Annotated in this window: 16 protein-coding genes and 2 pseudogenes; 10 read left to right on the forward strand and 8 right to left on the reverse strand. The window is 67.7% G+C overall.

What is annotated here, in order from left to right:
- Nucleotides 1-58 precede the first annotated feature (58 nt).
- From ACFWVP_RS30755 to ACFWVP_RS30770, 4 genes and pseudogenes are all read left to right on the forward strand, one after another.
- Complete coding sequence (locus ACFWVP_RS30755; RefSeq protein WP_384501248.1) at nucleotides 59-2,278, forward strand: MMPL family transporter; 2,220 nt, start codon at nucleotides 59-61, stop codon at nucleotides 2,276-2,278.
- Between the two features lie 124 nt (nucleotides 2,279-2,402).
- Complete coding sequence (locus ACFWVP_RS30760; protein WP_384501249.1) at nucleotides 2,403-2,765, forward strand: RRQRL motif-containing zinc-binding protein; 363 nt, start codon at nucleotides 2,403-2,405, stop codon at nucleotides 2,763-2,765.
- 58 nt (nucleotides 2,766-2,823) lie between these two features.
- A pseudogene (locus tag ACFWVP_RS30765) lies at nucleotides 2,824-3,120 on the forward strand (NUDIX domain-containing protein); the annotation flags it as partial.
- The gene (locus ACFWVP_RS30770; protein WP_384501250.1) at nucleotides 3,117-4,001 is read left to right on the forward strand and encodes a hypothetical protein; all 885 of its coding nucleotides are present in this window, start codon (nucleotides 3,117-3,119) and stop codon (nucleotides 3,999-4,001) included. The pseudogene ACFWVP_RS30765 and the gene ACFWVP_RS30770, both read left to right, overlap by 4 nt.
- A 491-nt stretch (nucleotides 4,002-4,492) precedes the next feature.
- Here ACFWVP_RS30770 and ACFWVP_RS30775 read toward each other — a convergent pair whose 3' ends face one another.
- A complete protein-coding gene (locus tag ACFWVP_RS30775) occupies nucleotides 4,493-4,939 on the reverse strand; it encodes a hypothetical protein (RefSeq protein ID WP_384501251.1) in 447 nt (148 codons plus the stop codon).
- Between the two features lie 757 nt (nucleotides 4,940-5,696).
- On the opposite strand from ACFWVP_RS30775, the gene ACFWVP_RS30780 reads away from it, so the two are divergent.
- The 4 genes and pseudogenes from ACFWVP_RS30780 to ACFWVP_RS30795 all read left to right on the forward strand — a co-directional run bounded on the left by ACFWVP_RS30780 (nucleotide 5,697) and on the right by ACFWVP_RS30795 (nucleotide 8,108).
- Nucleotides 5,697-5,840, forward strand: a complete 144-nt coding sequence (locus ACFWVP_RS30780) for a hypothetical protein (RefSeq protein ID WP_384501252.1) — start codon at nucleotides 5,697-5,699, stop codon at nucleotides 5,838-5,840.
- A 2-nt stretch (nucleotides 5,841-5,842) separates the two neighbouring features.
- Nucleotides 5,843-6,173: pseudogene (locus ACFWVP_RS30785) on the forward strand (helix-turn-helix domain-containing protein).
- A 1,302-nt stretch (nucleotides 6,174-7,475) separates the two neighbouring features.
- A complete protein-coding gene (locus tag ACFWVP_RS30790) occupies nucleotides 7,476-7,703 on the forward strand; it encodes a hypothetical protein (protein ID WP_384501253.1) in 228 nt (75 codons plus the stop codon).
- A gap of 171 nt (nucleotides 7,704-7,874) precedes the next feature.
- Nucleotides 7,875-8,108 (forward strand): hypothetical protein, encoded by a 234-nt coding sequence (locus ACFWVP_RS30795; RefSeq protein ID WP_384501254.1) that lies wholly within the window; start codon nucleotides 7,875-7,877, stop codon nucleotides 8,106-8,108.
- A gap of 456 nt (nucleotides 8,109-8,564) precedes the next feature.
- Here the strand turns inward: ACFWVP_RS30795 and ACFWVP_RS30800 are convergent, their stop codons facing one another.
- Nucleotides 8,565-9,641, reverse strand: a complete 1,077-nt coding sequence (locus ACFWVP_RS30800; protein WP_384501255.1) for an oxygenase MpaB family protein — start codon at nucleotides 9,639-9,641, stop codon at nucleotides 8,565-8,567.
- A 650-nt stretch (nucleotides 9,642-10,291) separates the two neighbouring features.
- Here ACFWVP_RS30800 and ACFWVP_RS30805 point away from each other — a divergent pair.
- Both ACFWVP_RS30805 and ACFWVP_RS30810 read left to right on the forward strand, forming a co-directional pair.
- The gene (locus tag ACFWVP_RS30805) at nucleotides 10,292-10,828 is read left to right on the forward strand and encodes a hypothetical protein (RefSeq protein ID WP_384501256.1); all 537 of its coding nucleotides are present in this window, start codon (nucleotides 10,292-10,294) and stop codon (nucleotides 10,826-10,828) included.
- 633 nt (nucleotides 10,829-11,461) lie between these two features.
- Nucleotides 11,462-12,571, forward strand: a complete 1,110-nt coding sequence (locus tag ACFWVP_RS30810; RefSeq protein WP_384501267.1) for an NAD(P)-binding protein — start codon at nucleotides 11,462-11,464, stop codon at nucleotides 12,569-12,571.
- Between the two features lie 368 nt (nucleotides 12,572-12,939).
- Here ACFWVP_RS30810 and ACFWVP_RS30815 read toward each other — a convergent pair whose 3' ends face one another.
- Genes ACFWVP_RS30815 through ACFWVP_RS30840 form a run of 6 tightly spaced genes read right to left on the reverse strand, consistent with a single transcriptional unit; the run spans nucleotide 12,940 to nucleotide 17,851 of the window.
- The gene (locus ACFWVP_RS30815; RefSeq protein ID WP_384501257.1) at nucleotides 12,940-13,608 is read right to left on the reverse strand and encodes a hypothetical protein; all 669 of its coding nucleotides are present in this window, start codon (nucleotides 13,606-13,608) and stop codon (nucleotides 12,940-12,942) included.
- Nucleotides 13,608-14,525: a RimK family alpha-L-glutamate ligase gene (locus ACFWVP_RS30820; protein ID WP_384501258.1), complete on the reverse strand. Its 918-nt coding sequence runs from the start codon at nucleotides 14,523-14,525 to the stop codon at nucleotides 13,608-13,610. The genes ACFWVP_RS30815 and ACFWVP_RS30820 overlap by 1 nt, the downstream gene beginning before the upstream one ends.
- A complete protein-coding gene (locus ACFWVP_RS30825) occupies nucleotides 14,522-15,163 on the reverse strand; it encodes a hypothetical protein (protein WP_384501259.1) in 642 nt (213 codons plus the stop codon). The genes ACFWVP_RS30820 and ACFWVP_RS30825 overlap by 4 nt, the downstream gene beginning before the upstream one ends.
- The gene (locus tag ACFWVP_RS30830) at nucleotides 15,160-16,407 is read right to left on the reverse strand and encodes a hypothetical protein (protein WP_384501260.1); all 1,248 of its coding nucleotides are present in this window, start codon (nucleotides 16,405-16,407) and stop codon (nucleotides 15,160-15,162) included. The genes ACFWVP_RS30825 and ACFWVP_RS30830 overlap by 4 nt, the downstream gene beginning before the upstream one ends.
- Nucleotides 16,408-16,410: 3 nt before the next feature.
- Entirely contained in the window at nucleotides 16,411-17,235 is an 825-nt protein-coding gene (locus ACFWVP_RS30835; protein WP_384501261.1) for an ATP-binding cassette domain-containing protein, read from the reverse strand.
- A gap of 10 nt (nucleotides 17,236-17,245) precedes the next feature.
- On the reverse strand, nucleotides 17,246-17,851 hold the full coding sequence (locus ACFWVP_RS30840; RefSeq protein WP_384501262.1) for a hypothetical protein: 606 nt from the start codon (nucleotides 17,849-17,851) through the stop codon (nucleotides 17,246-17,248).
- Nucleotides 17,852-18,413: the final 562 nt, after the last annotated feature.

The following is an 18,413-nucleotide window of genomic DNA, read 5'->3' on the forward strand; positions in this document are numbered from 1 at the left end:
CGGTCGCACAAAGCAACCCATAGCCCCTTACGCCCCTCACACGAGAGTTGTACCCCTCATGGCCACTCTTCTCCACAGGATCGGCCGCCTCGCCTTCCGGCGGCGCGGACTCGCGGTCCTTCTGTGGGCTGTCGTCCTGGGCGCCGTCGGCGCCGCCGCCGTCAGCACCACGAGCACGAACACCACGGGGCTCACACTGCCGGGCACGGAGTCCCAGCGTGCCATCGACCTGCTGGACGAGAAGTTCCCCGCAGCCAACGCCGACGGTGCCACGGCCACCATCGTCTTGCGGGCCCCGGACGGGCAGGGCATCGATGACTCCGGCCCCGCGGAGGCCGTGACCGTCACCCTAAAGGGGATACGGGGCTCCTCCTCCCGTGTCGCGGACGTCAGCGACCCCTTCACCGACGAAACCGTAAGCGAGGACGGCACCACGGCCTACGCCCAGGTGACCTACACCGTCAAGGAGACCGAACTCACCGATGCCGAGTACGACGGCGTTGACCGGGCCATGAATGCCGGACGCGACCACGGGCTGACCGTCGAGGGCACCGGCGACGCCCTTCCCACGGCCGGCGAGAGCAGCACCCCGGAGATCATCGGCTTCGCGCTGGCCGGTGTCATCCTGGTCATCACCTTCGGCTCGCTGTCCGCCGCGGGCCTTCCGCTGGTCACCGCGCTGCTCGGGGTCGGCGTGAGTTTGGCCACGATCACGGTGCTGGGCTCCGTGTTCGACATGGACGGCAACACCTCGATGCTGGCCATGATGCTGGGCATCGCCGTCGGCATCGACTACGCGCTGTTCATCATCTCCCGCTACCGCGCCGAACGCGCCGCCGGATACGACGCGCGGGAAGCCGCCGCCCGTGCCAACGGCATCGCTGGTTCCGCCGTCGTCTTCGCCGGCCTGACTGTCGTCATCGCCCTCGCCGGACTCGCCGTGGTGAACCTGCCCGTCCTGACCACCATGGGCATGGCCGCGGCCGGCGCCGTCGCCGTTGCCGTGCTGGTCGCCGTCACACTGGTGCCCGCGCTACTGGGTTTCGCCGGCGACCGGGTACTGGGCCGGTCCCGCGGGCGGACGGCGGTACACACCTCGCCGGTGGCGGCAAGGCGTACGGTCGCGCAGCGCTGGGTCGGTCTGGTCCTGCGCAGGCCGGTGGCCGCCCTGCTCATCTCGGTGATCGGCCTCGCCGCCGTCGCCCTGCCCGTATCGGGCCTCAAACTCGGACTTCCCGACGACGGCTCGCAGCCCACCTCAACCACTCAACGCAGGGCCTACGACATGCTGGCCGAGTCCTTCGGCCCCGGCTTCAACGGCCCCTTGACCGTGACCGTCGACGACAGCGACCCGCAGGCCGCGCACGACGCCGCCGACACCCTGGCCCGGGACGTCGGGGAACTGCCGGACGTGGCGGCCGTGACCCCCGCGACCTTCAACGAGGCCGGTGACACCGCCATCCTCACCGTCGTCCCGAAGAGCGGTCCCAGCACCGACGCCACCAAGGACCTGGTCGCTGCCATCCGGACGTTGGCAGCCGACACCGAAGCCGGCACCGGTACCCGCGCCATGGTCACCGGCACCACCGCGCTCAACATCGACATGTCCGACAAGTTCAGCGGCGCGATGGTGCCCTACCTGGTGCTCGTCGTTGCCCTCGCCTTCCTCGTGCTCATCCTGGTCTTCCGCTCGCTCCTCGTCCCCCTCAAGGCCGCCCTCGGCTTCCTGCTGTCGGTGCTGGCCGCGCTCGGTGCCGTCGTCGCGGTATTCCAGTGGGGCTGGCTGGCGAACCTGATCGGCCTGGAGCAGACCGGCCCGGTCACGAGCCTGATGCCCATCCTGCTCGTGGGGATCGTGTTCGGGCTCGCCATGGACTATCAGGTGTTCCTGGTGACCCGCATGCGTGAGGCGTACGTCCACGGCGCCGACGCCCATACCGCTATCGAGTCCGGCTTCCGATCGAGCGCCACGGTCGTCACCGCCGCCGCCCTCATCATGATCGCGGTGTTCACAGGCTTCGTCGGCTCCCACGATCTCACCATCAAGTCCATCGGATTCGGCCTCGCGATCGCGGTCGCCCTCGACGCCTTCGTCGTCCGGATGACCATCGTGCCCGCTGTACTGGCCCTGCTCGGCGACCGGGCCTGGCGGATGCCGCGCCGGCTCGACCGCCTCGTTCCAGACGTCGGCATCGAAGGCGGAAAACTGACCGACACCGCCCCGCCGCCGTCGGACCAGACGCCGAATCTCACCCGTTCCGGAACCGCACAGCGCTGATGTCCCGCCCGCAACGGCGTATGCGGGACGGCCCGTGTGGCAGGTGAGGATGCCCGGGGGCGGCGCCCCGGCACGGACACGGCCCCTCGTGAGCCACTTTATACAACCCGCCACACTCTCCGTCATGACACAGTCACTCCCCCGCGGGTTCCCTGGATTCCAGCGTCAGTTCGTGACGAACCCGCTCGCTTCGCGCCCCGGGGGCCAGGAACCTGTCGCCCGGATCGAGTGCCGCGGCGGCAAGCGCTTCGCGTGGCTGTACCGGATCGACCCGGCGAAGCCGAAGCTCCCGATGACTCTCGTTAAGGAAGCCGCGCTCAACAAGGCGATGGCTGCCCGTCAGCAGTGTCCCGGCCCCTGCGGCCGGCGCTATTTCCACTGCATCCCGCTCAAGACCCTGGGGTCCTGCATGGAGTGCTACGACGGCACGCCCGCGGACCCCGCCTCCTACATCGCTCCCCCGGCCAAGCACCTGCTTGCCGCATGATCCGAGAGGACACCAGCTCATGACCACCGACACCACCGACACCGGAGCCTAAAGAACCGGCGGTCATGTGGACGTCGGAGAGACGAGCGTTGTCGCCGCTGCGCGAGCTCGAGGAGGAGGCCGGTATCGCCGTTCCGGTCGCAGCCCTTCGGCAGGTGGGTGTCTTCGACGACCCCGGCCGCGACCCGCGCGGTCGGTACGTCAGCGTCGCCTACACGGCACCCTGCCCGCGCCCGTTCCGCCGACGGCAGGAGACGACGCCACGGCCGCCCGCTGGTGGCCCCTGGACGCGCTGTCCCACCTCGCGTTCGACCACGCCGACATCCTCACGGCCGCCGCGGCCCCACTGAAGTGACCGTCCGCCACCTGCGCGCCGCCCTGCTGCTGGCCGCCGCCGTCGCGCTCAAGGCCGGTCACCTCAAGCTCCACACCGACCGGCACCGCATCGAGATCACGGCCCGGCCCCGGCCGGACTGCCCGCGCTGCCACGGCGAGGGCGACTGCTGGACCAGCGGCGCCTTCCCCGAGATGGAGGCGTGCGGCTGCTGGTCCGACCGGCGCGAACTCCGCGCGGCTCCTGCCCATCCCGGCCTGGGACGAGCCGTTGTTCTGAGCGCCACCGCCCCCGGCCGGAGACCGGCCGGGGGCGAAGGCACCACGGGGCGTCCGCAGCATCGGCAAGAGGCCGGACGCCCCGCACCCCACCCCGAATCCGAGATGAGGAACACACCCAGCATGACCGATCGCCTCCGCGCCATCGAAGGCCTCGCCCTGGTCGCCGCCCTGACCGCCGTCTTCGACGGAGTCCACGCACTGGGCGACCACTTCGTCCAGAGCAGCCACGACGCGTCGACCAAGGGCATGCACGGTTCCCACATGGTCTACAAGAACGACGGTTCCCCGGTGGAAGAGAGCCCCTGGCGGTACGGCAAGGAAGGCCGCACCTGCACCGCCAGCGCCTGTGGCCGCCGCCCGGTGTGCCGGCACGTCGCCAGCTACAGCGCCGTACAGCTCGCCGTCACCCGCACCCTCGGCTACCGCGTCCCCGTCAGTGCCCTGCTGACGGGTGCCGCGATCAACGCGATCACCCACGGAATCCTGGACAGGCGCGAACCGTTGCTGTGGAACCCCGGGGAATTGCATCGGATGCGCGATCCGTACAGGCCCCATGCCGCTGCGTTGCGGAAGTCTAGCGTCCTCGTTCTGTCCGACACGTTGATGCGACCGAAGCCCTGACCTGGCGGTTTGGTAGCGATCAGTCATTAGATGCATGATTCTGCCCTCTGGCGAGAGGGGGCGGGGTGTCTGACGGTAGGCGTGAAGTTGCTGGCTCGGCTCGGCTCGGCTCGGCTGGAGCTGGTCTCGGGGGTACATCTGCTGCACCCCGAGGACGCGGTGTTGGAGGCGATGCTGGCGGGATGGGCACGCCAGCAGATCGGCGGCCGTGGCCTTCAGAACAAGACGGTCCACGACCGTCGCAAGATCGTCGAGCACATCCGCAGCGTCCTCGTCGCCAGCGCCGCCCTGCCCAAGCGGGACGAGCAGATGGTCCGTCTCGAACGGCACGTGAAGGACCTCGTCACTTCCCATACGACGGCCGAGGGACGGAAGATCCTGCACCGGTACGCAACTTGGCACCTCCTGCGCCGGCTTCGCCGTCGCAGCCGGGGCAAGGAGACCACGTACTACCAGCTCCAGGTCGCGCGGCAACACCTGCGGGCGGGCGTCTACCTCCTGGACTGGATCGAAGGCAAGAATTTGACCCTTGCCACCTGCCGGCAGGCCGACCTTGAACGTTGGATGACCAGCGGCGACGCCCGTCTTCGCCAGGAGGCAGGCCACTTCGTGCGCTGGGCCCTCGCCCAGAAGATCGCCCGCGATCTCAGTTTTCCGGCCGAGCGATGGAACGGCCCTCCCAGCCGATGGACGACGAGGCCCGCTGGGCCACCGCCCGTCGTCTGCTGCACGACGACACCCTCAAGCCCGAAGACCGCCTCGCTGGCTTGCTGTTGCTCCTTTATGCCCAGTGGCCCGCTGCGATCTCCCGGCTCACCGTCGACCACATCGACGAGACGGACGGCGGCGTCCGCATCCGCCTCGGCCCTGTCCCGGTCGAGCTTCCTGCACCCGTCGCTGAACTGGCCCTCCAACAGGTCGAGGTTCGCCGCAGCCATGCCGTCCTCGGCCGCACGGACTCGCCCTGGCTCTTCCCTGGAGGCCAGCCCGGCCGCCCGATCAGCGCCTGGGCCATGGGCGAACGACTCCGCAAACTCGGCATCCGGCTCGCCGAGGCCCGCTCGACCGCGTTGTTCCAGCTCGCTACCGAACTGCCCGCTGCGGTCCTCGCCGCACCCTCGGCATCGACATCACCGTCGCAGTCAAATGGCAGCGAGCCGCCGCCGGTGACTGGGGCGCCTACGCAGCCGAGATCAGCCGAAGGAATAGCTCATGAAATGCGCCGTCGACGGCAGAGAGGGGGCATCGCGGTGCTTCGCCGAGAACCGTGCACCAGCTCAGGCGCACCATGGAACACGGCAAGCGTGGGGCGCCATGCCTTCCGGACACAGAGTCTTGATCACTTTCTTGCGGATCGCTCGCCATGTCCGCAGGGAACACTCCAGGTGGACCCGCAGCTCAACCGCTTCCCGGTCGCCGCTGTTCTGACCAGGATGTTCGAGGGCCCACTGTTCTGCCAGAAGGTCGTACATCTCAGCGGTCGTGAGGTCGCTATCGGGATAGGTGCGTGCGACATCCAACTTGACGATCTGGGCACTCCGGGAACCTGCAGTCCGGTCGACCATGCCCCTGACCCATGCCAGCCCCTGCTCGTCTGCATACAGGCCGAACCTCAGATTTCGCGTCCTCATGATGGCGCCAACCTACTGATCCTCAGCCTTCGGTGGCAACGCGATATCTCTCAATGGCCAGGGCGTGAGGCAGGCATTCCGAGAGTTCCAATACCCGAGCCCACCGTTAGCGGTCAGCGACGACTTCGCGAACACGATGATGCTCAAGGCCATCGACCTGGCCTTCGGCAACGACTCCGGCCTCGCGGGCCAGGAACGGAACGGATGACGATGACGGTCAAGCTCGACTACAAGTGGCATCTGCGCGAGGTCATGGCGACCAAGGGCATGTTCTCCACCACCGACCTGCGGCCTCTGCTGGCCGAGCGGGGCATCGACCTGTCGGCCAGCCAGATCTACCGCCTGGTGGTCGAGACGCCGGAACGGCTCAAACCTCAAGGTGCTGGTGGCCCTGCTCGACATCCTCGGATGCTCGATGGACGACCTGATCGAGCCGGTCGCCGCGGACAGGCCCCGGGCGAACAAGGCCGCGGACGGCACCGAGACCACCGGCGTCGGCGGCTTCCGGCCCGAGCGGGCCCGGATCGTCGGGCCGTCGTGACCACCATCCCGAGGGCCGAGACGGACCCGAACGCGGTGATCGTCGACCTCGTCGCCGCGGTCGAGCCCGACCTGCCGCCGCAGATGGTCCAGCTCGCGATATCCCAGGCCGTACACGCCAAGCCGCGTGCTGTCCTCCTGGCCCGGACGCTGGAGCGCGATCCCGGGCTGCTGACCTCGGGCCGGGCCGAAGGCCCGGCTTCGGTTGAACGCTTGATTCGCCTTCTCGCGCAGGCCGGCGCCGTCAACGTCGTCCGGCCGCCCTGCTCGTGCTGCGGCAGGATGGGGCCGCTCACGAACACCAATGGCTCTGGCCTGCGGACCTGTGCCCCATGCGGTGGGAGACGCCCGGACAGTCCTTGGGCGTGCGGCGGCTGCGGCAACAGCAAGACTCCGCGCTACGGGCTGGACCGCTCCGGTCGTGAAGTCTGCCGGTCCTGCTACCAGGCCGAGTGCACCGAGGACCCGGCCGCCGACCTCCTGAACTACCTCAGCAGCCCTGCCCTCGGGCTCGGCGAGTCCGTTCTCCAGGAAGTGATCGCCGGGGTCACCAAGGGCGGCACCTCCATCACCCGGCGCCTGCTCTGGGACATTCAGAACCGGCCGGGGCTGCTGGCCGGGCAGGCCCACCACCATGGGCCCCGGACTCTCCTTCTGGCCGAGCGACTGCACCAGGCCGGCGCCGACGGTGTCCCGGCGCCGAAGTGCCCGCACTGCGATCGCACCGTCCGGCTCAGCCACTCCATCAAGCGGCTCCGGGTCTGCGGCACCTGCTACAACCGCTCGACCGCCAGGCCCTGCACACACTGCGGCCGCTCCCGACCCATCGCCGGACGCACACCCGACGGCTCGCCCATCTGCAGCGACTGCCGCGACAGGGACGCCACCTGCCAGGAGGAATGCGTCGGCTGCGGCCGTCACCGGGCCGTTTCCGCACGCACCGAGAACGGGCCACTCTGCAAGTCCTGCCGCAAACCGCCCAGGATGCAGTGCGGCACCTGCGGCAAGGTCCGCCCCTGCCTCCATGCCGCCGCCGGCACCCCGCGCTGCCGGGCCTGCCTGACGAAACTGGAGCCCTGCACCGACTGCGGACGCACCTTGCGCGTGGTCGCCCGGACACCTCGGGGGACCGTTCTGCGAAAACTGCTGGGAGGTCGCCCCAGAGGCCCGCAAGCCGTGTCAGTGCGGCACCGTCGAAAAGCTCTTCCACCACGGCCTCTGCCGCCGATGCGCCGGCGAACGCCACCTGCGGAACCTGCTGACCTCACCGGACGGCACCACCCGGCCCGAACTCGACAAGATCGTGGACGCGCTGCTGAACTTCAACTCCCGACGGACACTGCTCTACCTGCGGGAGTCGGCGACCGCCACCCGCCTGGGCACCGACCTCGCCTCCGGAACCTGTGAGCTCACCCACGAGGCCCTCGATGCCCGCAGGGCCAGGCAGAAGGACATGGCCCTCGACTACTTCCGCGCCGTCCTAGGCTCCAACCCCGCAGCCACGGCCAAGGCACTCCCGCCGGTCCACTGACCGCCGACGTCCCGCCAGTCGCGCTGAACCGCTGACGAGGGCCTCGCCCAGATCGCCGCGGCGACTGCCGCCGACGCCGCGCACCGGGCGGCGAACACCGCGTACTCCGTCGACCACGGCCAGCTCCTGAACAAGGCGGAGCGGTGGCACGGCTACGAGGACGGGGACGCCATGTTCCACATCGCCCCCGGCGCAGTCCTGTTCTTCACCTACATCCAGGGCCGCTACCCGCACGCCAGGTTCACCCTGCTGACCAGCAAAACGGACGAGCAGATCGACATCCACACCATCAGCGACGTCCACCGCCACCTCACCAGCCCGCCCATCCCGGATGCCGCCGCGCCCAAGGCCCCCAGCGTCACCGCAGTGGCCACGGAGCCCGCCGCCGACAGCCCCGCCTTCTGAACGAGGACCGACGTGCCTGTGTGCCGTCCCAGCCCGCACCCGGGCCGGGACGGCACACAGGACCGGCCAGCCCGGCCCCACCCCCAGCAGGAAGAGGGACCGGCCCCTCTTTCACCTCTCCTGATTCGAACCCCCAACCACCCTGAAGGAGAACGAACGTGACCTTCCAGCAGCTCGACACGACCATCCCCCCGCGGGCCGTCATCGTCCTCATCGGCGCGGCCGGCTCCGGCAAGTCCACACTCGCCTCCACCTGGTCCCCGAACCGAAGTCCTGTCCCTCGACCACTACCGGGCTCTCATCTCCGACTCCTTCTCTGTCAAGTCCAGCGTGTTGAGCTGAACTGGGGCAGAGGGTTCAGTTGCCTCCGCCCTGAGCCTGTGTGAGAAGCCGCAGCCGCCAAGCGCGCGATACTCCAGTCCGCTTGGCGGCTCCATTAGGCCGTATGACCGGTGGTCAGCGGTTGTCGTCGAGTTCTTGGTGCATCTGAGGCTGGTCGTCCTGGTCGTGGGTGAGTGCGTACTGCTCGATCTCGTTGAACGCCTTCGAGGCGACTCCCAGGAGGTCCTTGTAGGGGTTGACGCCGACGGTCCGCTGGGCGGCTCCGCCGAAGAGGCCGCCGGCCGTTCCGCTGACGAGGCCGTGGCCCGCAGCGAGCGGCTTGCCCGCGAGGTCGAGGGGGCTCTTGGGCAAGCCGGCCATGTCGGCGTACTTGTCGGTGAGCGCAACGCGGGTCAGCGCGATGTAGGCGTCACTGGCCCCGGGCTTCAGGAGGTCGCGGTAGAACTTGATGGCCTGGGCGGTCATGAAGACACCGTCGTCGGTCTTCTTCCACTCCGTCTCCCGCTCCTGGTTCCACAGCCGCTCGGCCTCGTCGGCGTCCTTGGGAAGCTGCCAATTCTCCGGCGTGCCGAGGTAGTGGTTGACGTAGTGCCAGGCGCACATGAAGCCGCGGGCGTCGTCGGCGGAGACATCGATGCCGAGGTTCCTCATGCCCTGCAGGATCTGGGTGCTGAAGACGCAGGCGGCGCCGGTGGTGTACTTCTGGGAGACCGGCTCGCCCCACTTGTCGTAGTCCCACTGGCCGCTCTGCTTGTGCAGTTGCCTGACCGAGGCATGCACGAGGCGCACCTTCGTCACGGTGGCGGCCAGGGTCCCGTCGCGCATGGCGTTCTTGTTGCCCATGTCGATGAACAGGCGGGAGGACTGCGACAGCCTTCGGCCCGGTCCCTCGACACCTCCGAGGCGGCCGGTGGAGCGCAGGGTGAATGCCCCGGTGGGTGCGAGGTAGGTGCCGATGAGGCCGACGGTGCCCTGCAGCATCGAGGCGGTTCCGTGGTGGTGGCCGAAGAAGCCCTCGGCGGCCTTGACGTCTGCCTCGCTCCAGTCCGGCGGTGGGGTAGCTGCCTCCCGCAGGAACTGGGCCAGTCGATCGGGAAGCCGCGACAAATCCGTGTCGGGCTTGAGCGTTCCGATCGTCCGGAAGAGGGCGTTGATCCCGTCGACCTCCCTGTTCTCGAGGAGGTCGGTCACCAGCGCATCAGCCGCAGGATCTCCGACCCTGCTCGCAGCCTCCAACTCGGCTGCAACCGTTGCCGTTGTCAACGCCATATCAATACTCCTCGATATTCATCCAATTGACCATGCAATGGGTGACCTGCGCACAGACACGCTCCCGCCCAGGGGGCGCCCCTTCGTGCTGCGCGAGAAGACCCCTGGATCTCTGCTCTCGCAAAGGGAGGCCCATCGTGCGGGCTGCTCGATGGGGGTGGGCGGGAAGGACTCGTGTGACAAGATCACTGCACTTCGATCTTGCCGCTATCGTCGCCGCGAGTTGGTCACCCAATAGGAGTAAGGGGGCGTGCGCCCCGCGTGAATCAGGGAGTGCGCGGAGACTGTCGTTTCGGTCGGTGGCGTGTTGTGCTGCCCGTGTTACCAGGCCGCAGCCGGGGGACTGCCGGGTTGACGAAGCCCCTTCAGCAGGTGGCGCCCAAATGTCTTCGTCCAAGCCGCGGTGGCATCCTGCTTGCCAGGTTGGGCGAGTAGCAGCACTCCGTCCGCCGTGGAGAGCTCCGAGCCGGACAGCGGCACCGGTCCACCCCGGATAGCTGGCTCTCCTCGATCGGGTGGTCATCTCCCGAAAAAACGGTTTAGCACAAATCTGGCCCGTCAAGATCGCCCGTATGACTATCCGTCGCTGGGCCGCTGCCGCGGCCGCTATCTTTTCCGTCGCAGTCCTGACAGGGTCCGCGCAAGCCGCACCCACCGCCGCCCCCGTCCCATCGGGGCCTGTTGTCATCACCAACGACGCCCACACCAACTACCTGGTCCCCGACGACACGGTCGGCAACGCCGGCACCTTCCTGCAGGTCTACTACCGGCAAGACCATCCCTTCCCGCGCACTTTTCAGTTCGAGCAGGTGAACGGGCGTCCCGGAATCTTCCACTGGAAGAGCGCCCGAACCGGGAACTGCGCCGATGCCAGGGCCGGGGAGCCGGGGGGCTCGGTGTACCTGGCTGCGTGCACGACGAACAAGTCCCAGTGGTGGATCCTCAGGTCCACCGACGAGAGCCCTGCGCGGTGGGTTCTGTCGCCCTTCCTGAACGAGGAGGTTGCCGTCACCGGCCTGTTCGGGGACGACAACTACGCACCGCTGCGTGAACTGCCCAACCCCAACTCTCCAACTACTTCGCAGATGTGGCACTTCACCCGGCAGTGATTGCGTTGTCCTTCGGTGCTGCGTTCCGCGCAGGGCTGCGCCCCGCCCTACGGCAGGGCCCTGCGCGGGAAGCCGGTGGCTGAGCGGCACGGTGATCAGCTGCCGGATGTGGGCCGCCGACGGCATGTGGGAATGGGTCCTGACCTCGAAGTCTCGTGACGGTCCACCGACTTAGTCGGTGGACCGACTTCGTGCTGTGGGCCGAGGCTGCACAGGCCGAGGGCCCGATTGCCGTCCCGAGGTGGCAAGCCCCTGCGCCAGCCGAGGCGGTCCCCCTTCGCCACGTAACTGAGTCGCAGAAGCGACGAGTCCGCTGTTGTGGCAGGCCCACCGCCCGGCCCGTGAGGGCGGGCAGGGCTGGCTTTCGGTCGGAACGGGGGTGATGCCGGGGGGTGGTCCAGAGTCGTTGGGGCTCACCCACCGGGGCGTGGACGGTCTCTACGTCGGTGGCGGTGATGTCGAGCGGGCCGAGCCCGGGGCCGCTGAGCCGCCGGGGCTGAGAGGGAGGCTCGTCCGTGACGCAAAGCAGATTAATGATCTACTCGTCGTCACTGGGTGGAGAGGGCCCCGCTGTCGCTGGAGGCCCCGGTAGAGGATGTGGTGGTGTCCGTGGGGCGGGGCTCGCGAGTCGCGGTGCTGGGTGGTGGCGTGGCCGGGTTGACAGCGGCGATGGAGCTGGCGGAGCGCGGCTTCGAGGTGACGGTGGTGGAGCCCGCCGGTTGGGGTGGCAAGGCCCGCAGTGCGTGGGTGCCGGGGACCGGCAGAGGCGGACGGTTCGACCTGCCCAGTGAGCACGGGTTTAGGTTCTTCCCCGGGTTTTACCGGAGTCTGCCGGACACGCTGCGCCGTATCCCGGTCGACGGCAGCACGGAAGGGGTGGCGCGGAATCTGCGGGAGGCGACGCAGATGCTTTCCGCGCGCTCGGGCCGGGTGGGTGAGCGGGTCACCGATGTGTCCGCGGCTGCGGGTGCCCGGACTCCGATGGAGTTCCTGCGTTCTGTCGGGTTGGAGGCGGGTGGCAGGAGGCTGACGAGCGAAGAGCTGCTGTACTTCGCGAACCGGATGCTCGTCTACATGACGAGCAGTGATGAGCGGCGGCTGGGCCAGTGGGAGTCGACCTCGTGGTGGGACTTCGCCGCGGCCGACGGCGCCTCCGAGGAGTACGTCAAGGCGTGTGTGGTGGGCGCGACCCGCACCGTGGTCGCGGCGCGGGCCGAGGTCTGCAGCGCGCATACGGTCGGTGGGTTCCTGGAGGCTTTTAGTTACGGGTTCCTGGGCCGGGGCGAGGAACTGCAGCCGGCGGACCGGGTCCTCAACGGCCCCACCAGCACCGCCTGGATCGACCCGTGGATCCGTCATCTGGCTTCCCTGGGGGTGCGGCTGGAACTGGGATGGGGGGTCGAGCGGTTGGCCTTGAGCGGTCGCCGTGTCACCGGGGCTGAGATACGCGGCCCGCGCGGTCGGCGCCGGGAGCTGGAAGCTGAATGGTTTGTCTGCGCGCTGCCGGTCCACCGCGTCGGCGCGCTGCTGGACCGCGGGCTCGCGGAGGCCGACCCGGAACTCAAGAGTGTGGCGGGCCTGCAAACGGACTGGCAACCACCCGGACAGAAGGAAGGATCCGCTCTTCGAGCGCGCGGCGCGCCAGGCTCTCCGCTACCTCGTGGTGGTTGGCCATCTTCGCCAGGTGTCTGTCGATCTCACCGAGGACGTGCGCGGCGATGTATGGAACCGCGCGGCCGGTAAGGGTCAGCGCGGTGAACTTGTCTTCTCGGCCGCCGCTCTTGGCCAGAGCGCAGGCTTCCACCAGCAGCGCGTTGGTATCGAGGACGGCGAGCAGCATTGGCCGGTCCAGCACCATCGGGTTGATCGCCGCTCCGGAGGGGACCGACGGCGGCGGTGCCGAGTTGGCACGATCGAGTGTCATGGGGGTAAGTACTCTCTCCAGGGCCAGCCCTGATCGTTCGCCTCCGTGGGCGACCGCATAGGGCTGGCTGTCAGGGGAAGTCAGATGCTCACAGCTCCGAGCAGCATCCCAGCACGGTCGTTGTCGATCGTTTCTACAGATGCTGTGTGAGTCGTACCCGGCCTGGGACGTTCCGGGCCAGCCGAAGTCACTTCGGGGACAGGGGCGCCGAACAGCTCGTAGAGGTCTGGCATTTCTTTTCCTTTCCGTTCATGGGTGTCGGACTGGTCGTGCTGAGAGCGATGCTTCCCAGCACGGTGAAGAATACGAGCGCGGCGACCACTACCAAGGTGACTGCGTCACGGAACACGGTCAGGAACGTCCTGACCGTCTCCTCTCCGGTGCTGACCAGTTCTACGTATGCCTCCGCAAGATCTGAGCGCAGTGGCCGAAGTCCTTGGGCGGCGAGTCGGGTGTCGATGCGTCCGAGGACTGCGCGGGCCGAGAGGATCGAGGCCGCTCCTGCGACCGCGAGAAATGCCAGTGCACAGGACACGCCCCACAGGCTGATGAGCGTCCAGTGCCGTTGAAGTACATCGGGAAGTTTGCTCACGACAGCTGCGGTGAGCGCGAGCGCGACCGTCGCGAGAGCGCCGGCCCGGGTGCGGATCCGGTCCATGTCCGCCATTTGTCGGTCGAGCTGGCGGCGGCCCTCCTCGATTAGGAGGGTCAGTTCGTCATCGCTGAGGGGGAGGATGTCGCGTGTATGGGGCTCGGGTTCCGCGAATGTGGGCATGGTTCGCCCGGGGTGGAACAGGGCCACGCAGTAGTAGAGGTAAAGGCGGGCTTCGGCGAATCGCCCGCTGATAACAGGCATCAGGTCCCTCGCAGCCAGCTGGCCATCAGGTCAGCGATCTGGGAGGTCATCTTGTCGGGTAGGAAGAGCCACTGGCCGCCGGGGTTAAGGTCGATGAAGGCGAGTCCGTCTTCATCCACGATCCAGTCCTGGCAGGTGAAGCCGGTCTGAAGATGCTGGGCCAGGCGTACCGCCTCTCGTTCGGTGCTGCCCCAACGAGAGGCGGGGACGAATGAGCGGTGCGCTTGGTCAGCTTGGCGCCAGTCGAGCGGCAACCCGACGGCCTCAAGTTCCGCAGTCCAGGCACGGTCGTTCACGGTGACTATCCGCAGGTGCGTACGGGCAGTGAGCAGCTTCTGCGCGAGAAAGGGCGCACCGAGCAAGTCAGCTCCCGCCAGGTCCTGAGCGGTTACGGCACGCGTGTGCACGACTTGGCGGGGGCCCGCTTCAGCCGTGAAGTTACCGGGACCGAGTGGTTTGATGACAAAGGGCTCACCTAGCTCGGCTGCCAGATAGGCAGGGTCCGTACAAATGAAGGTGCTGGGGACGCGCAGCCCGATGGTGTGGGCGGCCTGATACTGCACGAGCTTGTTTTCGGCTGCGAACAACGCGTCTACGCCGCACATCCATGAGACGCGGGCTTCCCGAAGCAGAGCGGCCAGCACCGTCATACGGGCGGCGAGGCGGGCGGCTCCCTTGCTGCCCAGGACTGTTCCCGCGTCCCATTCCGCAGGAGCCAAGCTCCTGATCCAGCCGCGAGCCTGTACTTCTGACGAGAGCTGGACTCGCTCGCCTGCCAGGTCGATGAATATCGCCCGTGTCGGGCTCAGGCGGTGCAGCACGGTGGGCAGCGTCTCAGCGTCGATAACGACAGTGCCTCGTTTCGGAAGCCTGGAGACGACAGCGGTGACATGCGGATCTGTTGCGTCACCGATCACGACTGATGTGACCGGATGACACCCGAGACCCACGTCCGGAACAGATCCGGCTCCTCGCGACCCGGCGCAAGAAGTGACGTTGCCGCGATTCCTGCGACGAGCAGGAGCAGGGAGGTGGCGGCGGCGAGAGGGGAGGTCGCCTCGTGCAGGGGCCAGGTCCAGGGGAAGGGGCGCCCGCCGGGGCCAAGGCCGATGAGTGCGCAGAGGACGGGCACGAGGGCGACGGTCAGAGGGCCGTACATGTGGCCGGCGAGGTATTGGACGATGAGTCCGGTGCCCAGGTATCCGAGGAAGTTTCTTGCCGCGGCGAGGGACATGGAGGAGTCAGCCGCGTAAGTAGCACCGAGGCCCATGGTGGTGGACAGGAGGGTGGCTGCTGCCAGCATGCCTGCCTGGTATCGGGCCACGGGGCGGACGGCGGTGGTGTCGTAGAGGCGGGGGACCCGGTTGAGCGCGTGCAGAGTGAGCGCCGCGGGGATGGCGGGGAGTACGAGGGCCACGGGGATTCCTGCGCTCATTCCGGCGAGGAGTGAGGGGATCGGCAGGGCGGAGCCGCCGAGGAGTGGTACCAGCAGCATGGTGGCGATGAGGACTGCTGCGGTGAGGGGTGTGGCGTGTGCGCGGTGCCACCAGTTCACGATGTGGCTGCCTTGGTGTAGGAGGCGGGGGCGAGGTCGGGCAGGACTTTGCAGTCGTGGACGGAGCGCATGTTGCGTTCGTACCAGGCGTGCTGGGCTTGTGTGGGCAGGGCGCGGATCTGTTCGGCGAGGGTGATCGCTTCGAGGGGCCAGCGCTGGGCGAGATCGCTCTTGGGGACGCCGCCGGTGAGGGAGAGCCAGGCGTATATGGCGATCATGGCTTGGTCGCCGGGGTATGCGGCGCCTTGGCGCAGGGCGCACGGGGGTGCTTCGTTGGGCAGTGGGCTGGTGGCGATGTTCGAGGCTACGTTGGCCTTGTCGGGCTGGGGGTCGCCGAACTCGATCTGCCGGGCCGGGGTGACGCCGACGGTCGCCAGCTGAGCGGTGGTCTCCTGGGCCCAGTGGCTGATGTCTGCCCGTCGGGTGTTCTGCTCGGGCCACAGACAGATCTGCGGGTTCTGTCCTGTGCAGGTGCGCAGTGCGGTGTCGCGGGCCTGGGTGCCCTGGAATTCGAGGGGGACGGCCAGGGCGAGCGCCACGGCGGTGGCCACGGTGAACCCGCTCAGGGACAGCAGCGGGCGCCAGCGTTGCTGGCGCGGTGCTGAGCTGAGAACGACAGCCGTCATGATCGCGAGGGAGAAGGTGACCGTGGCCGCCAGGCTACGGATGGAGGGTTCCTGGTCGAGGCCGCAGCACTCGGTGACGCCCTGTCCGTTGAGGTGGCGCAGCCAGGGCAGACCGCCCAGAGCCGCCGGCCAGAATCCCCACAGGTATCCGAAGATCAGCATGGTGGCGGCGCCGAGGAATTTTGGCATGCGGGCGCCGATGAACCAGCCCAAAGCGATATGGGCCACGATCACGCTGTAGGAAACGGTGAGGATTGCCGGGTTCGGGAAACCGGACGTGGAAGCCACCGATGTCAGGACGACGACGAAAGGGGCGATCATCGCGATCAGACCGAGTACGGCGATAGGTCCGAGGTGCAGGACCGCCACGCTGAACGATCCGCGGGCCGGAGCCAGTACAGTAATTCCGCCCTGTTTGATCCGGGCTGCTTCCCAGGCCGCTCCCGCCCCGCACGCCGCGCTGATGAAGCCGACGACGACCGTGGTCTGGGAGCTGATGGAAGGCCAGTAGGCGATGGCGGACTCGGTGTTCTGGGCGCTGAACCACACCAGCACGGGAATCAGGACGAGGGCGGCCCACATGGCAGGGCCCGAGCGCAGAAGTGTTGAGATACGCACAGTTCAGACCTCCCCTCGGACCAGGCCGCGATACGCGCTTTCCGCCCGCCGCTCGTACGGGGTGCCGACGGGGGCGGTGGAGAAGAAGTCGCTCACCGGCCCTCGGAACACCGGCCGGCCCCGGTCGAACACGATGACGGTTTCGTAGATGTCGGCAAGGTCTTCGGTCTGGTGCGTGGAGACGATGAAGTGCACCGAGCCACTCAGTTCCGCCAGCAGATCCCGGAAGACACCGCGCTGGACAGGGTCAAGGCCCGCGGTCGGCTCGTCCAGGAGAACGATCTCGGCCTGATGCACCAGCGTCTGCGCAATGCCCAGACGCCGCAGCTGGCCTCCGGACAGCTCATGGCTCCTACGCTGGCCCAGTTCCGTGAGGCGGACCTTTTCCAGCGCTGTGGCCGAACGGTCCCACGCCTCTCGCTTGGACAGGCCCTTCAGCCAGCCCACGTACGCGGCCTGCTCCCGCACGGTCAGAGCCGGGATGGCCTTCACCTCCTGCGGCAGCCAGCCCACCTTCTGCCGGAAAGCCCGACGGTCCCGCCGCCGGACGCTGTCCAGGCGCCCCAGCGTGACTCGCCCGGATACGGGGGTGAGGGAGGACGCCCCGAGCGACAGCAGTGTCGACTTCCCGGCTCCGTTCGGGCCGAGGAGGACTGTGCACCCTTGCGGGAGGTCCATCGTCAGGCTGTCGAGCACAGGAGTGCAGGCCCGGTAGGCAAAGGAACAGTCCGTGTAATGCAGTGGCACGCAAAACCCCAGGTGAGTGACGACTTTCAGGTCCAGACGATGGTGTGGGGTGTGTGGTTGCAACCACACACCCCACACCATCGTGAACCAGTCAGTACCGCACAGTGACCGTGGAGACGCTCAGGAACGCGGCCGTGGTGTCCTGCCCGTTCAGACTCGAGTAGTTGAAGTAGTACGAGCCCGCAGCCTTGTCACCGAAGCTCGACGTGTCGCAATAGTTGTTGTCCCTGTTGACGACCGTGTCGGGCAGGCCCCCGACTACCTTCTTCAGCTGGAGCCCCGCGTAGGTGAAACTGCCGTTGTCCACGGAGCAGTCAGCGAACTTCACGCTCGTCGAGACGCTGTCTGTGTTGCCATCAGTCCACTGCTTCGACTCCTTGCCCGGCTTCCACGCAGTGATGTAGCTGGTGTAGCCACCCTGCGCGAACGCCGGCGCGATTCCCAGCACTCCGATGACCGCGGCACTCGCCGCAACAGCTGCTATCCGAGACGTACGCATGGTTCCCCCCTCATCGCACCCAGCAGTCAGCCCGATGCGTATCGATGTCATTCGCAAATTCGGCATCGTGACCGTACGACAGCGCAGCGTCGCGAATCTGAATGACTGTTCGAGCGTGTCGCGCTCGACAGATACACCCTGCGTGATCGACTCCAGCGTTTCCGTCGCAACGGGGGTTTGGCGCAGCGACCCGTCCACCAGGCGCTGAGACCCGGGGGTCCCTTTCCTCGCCCTACTCCGCTTAGCAACGGGCGCGGATCCGGGCGGATGGCGAGAGCCATTTCCACGGGCACAGAAACAACCGTGCACCAGCACGTGAGTCACATTCCGCCTCGCAGCCCACTTGCGCCCCTCTTCCACCAAAATGGACTCAAACCCTCCGCATGTAGCACTCTCTCGACGTCGCGCTCGGTTGCCGTAAGTAGTCGCCTCAGCATCAGACCAAACCTTGAAGTTGCCCTCAAACAGGTCGGCTGTTGTCCGAGACCCTCGTCAAAGCCTGCGAGCTCGTCTCCCCCGATCGGGCCGTCACGCTGGTGCAGGCCCCGTCTCCAGAGCTGTCAGAGCAGGAATCTGGAGATGGTCTGCAGTGAGACATCGGCCCGGCTGGTACCGGTGATGGGTCGGGGCTGCATGCGGCCGGCGCCGACGGCACCGCCTGGCACGTCAACACCGCCGGCGACATCTGCCGGTACACCGGCGACCAGCCCAGCTGACCCCGCTTCCTCGTGCGTGCGGGCCCCGACCGGAAGAAGGCCTG

It is taken from the genome of Streptomyces sp. NPDC058637, assembly GCF_042717325.1.
GTDB lineage: Bacteria > Actinomycetota > Actinomycetes > Streptomycetales > Streptomycetaceae > Streptomyces.

Bases quoted from the DNA above. Each gene is read 5' to 3' on its own strand.
- ACFWVP_RS30815 (WP_384501257.1), bottom strand. From the start codon at position 13,608: ATGCCTGTTATCAGCGGGCGATTCGCCGAAGCCCGCCTTTACCTCTAC.
- ACFWVP_RS30805 (WP_384501256.1), top strand. From the start codon at position 10,292: ATGACTATCCGTCGCTGGGCCGCTGCCGCGGCCGCTATCTTTTCCGTC.
- ACFWVP_RS30775 (WP_384501251.1), bottom strand. From the start codon at position 4,939: ATGGCTGCGGCGAACCTCGACCTGTTGGAGGGCCAGTTCAGCGACGGG.
- ACFWVP_RS30760 (WP_384501249.1), top strand. From the start codon at position 2,403: ATGACACAGTCACTCCCCCGCGGGTTCCCTGGATTCCAGCGTCAGTTC.
- ACFWVP_RS30755 (WP_384501248.1), top strand. From the start codon at position 59: ATGGCCACTCTTCTCCACAGGATCGGCCGCCTCGCCTTCCGGCGGCGC.
- ACFWVP_RS30835 (WP_384501261.1), bottom strand. From the start codon at position 17,235: ATGGTGTGGGGTGTGTGGTTGCAACCACACACCCCACACCATCGTCTG.
- ACFWVP_RS30795 (WP_384501254.1), top strand. From the start codon at position 7,875: ATGTTCCACATCGCCCCCGGCGCAGTCCTGTTCTTCACCTACATCCAG.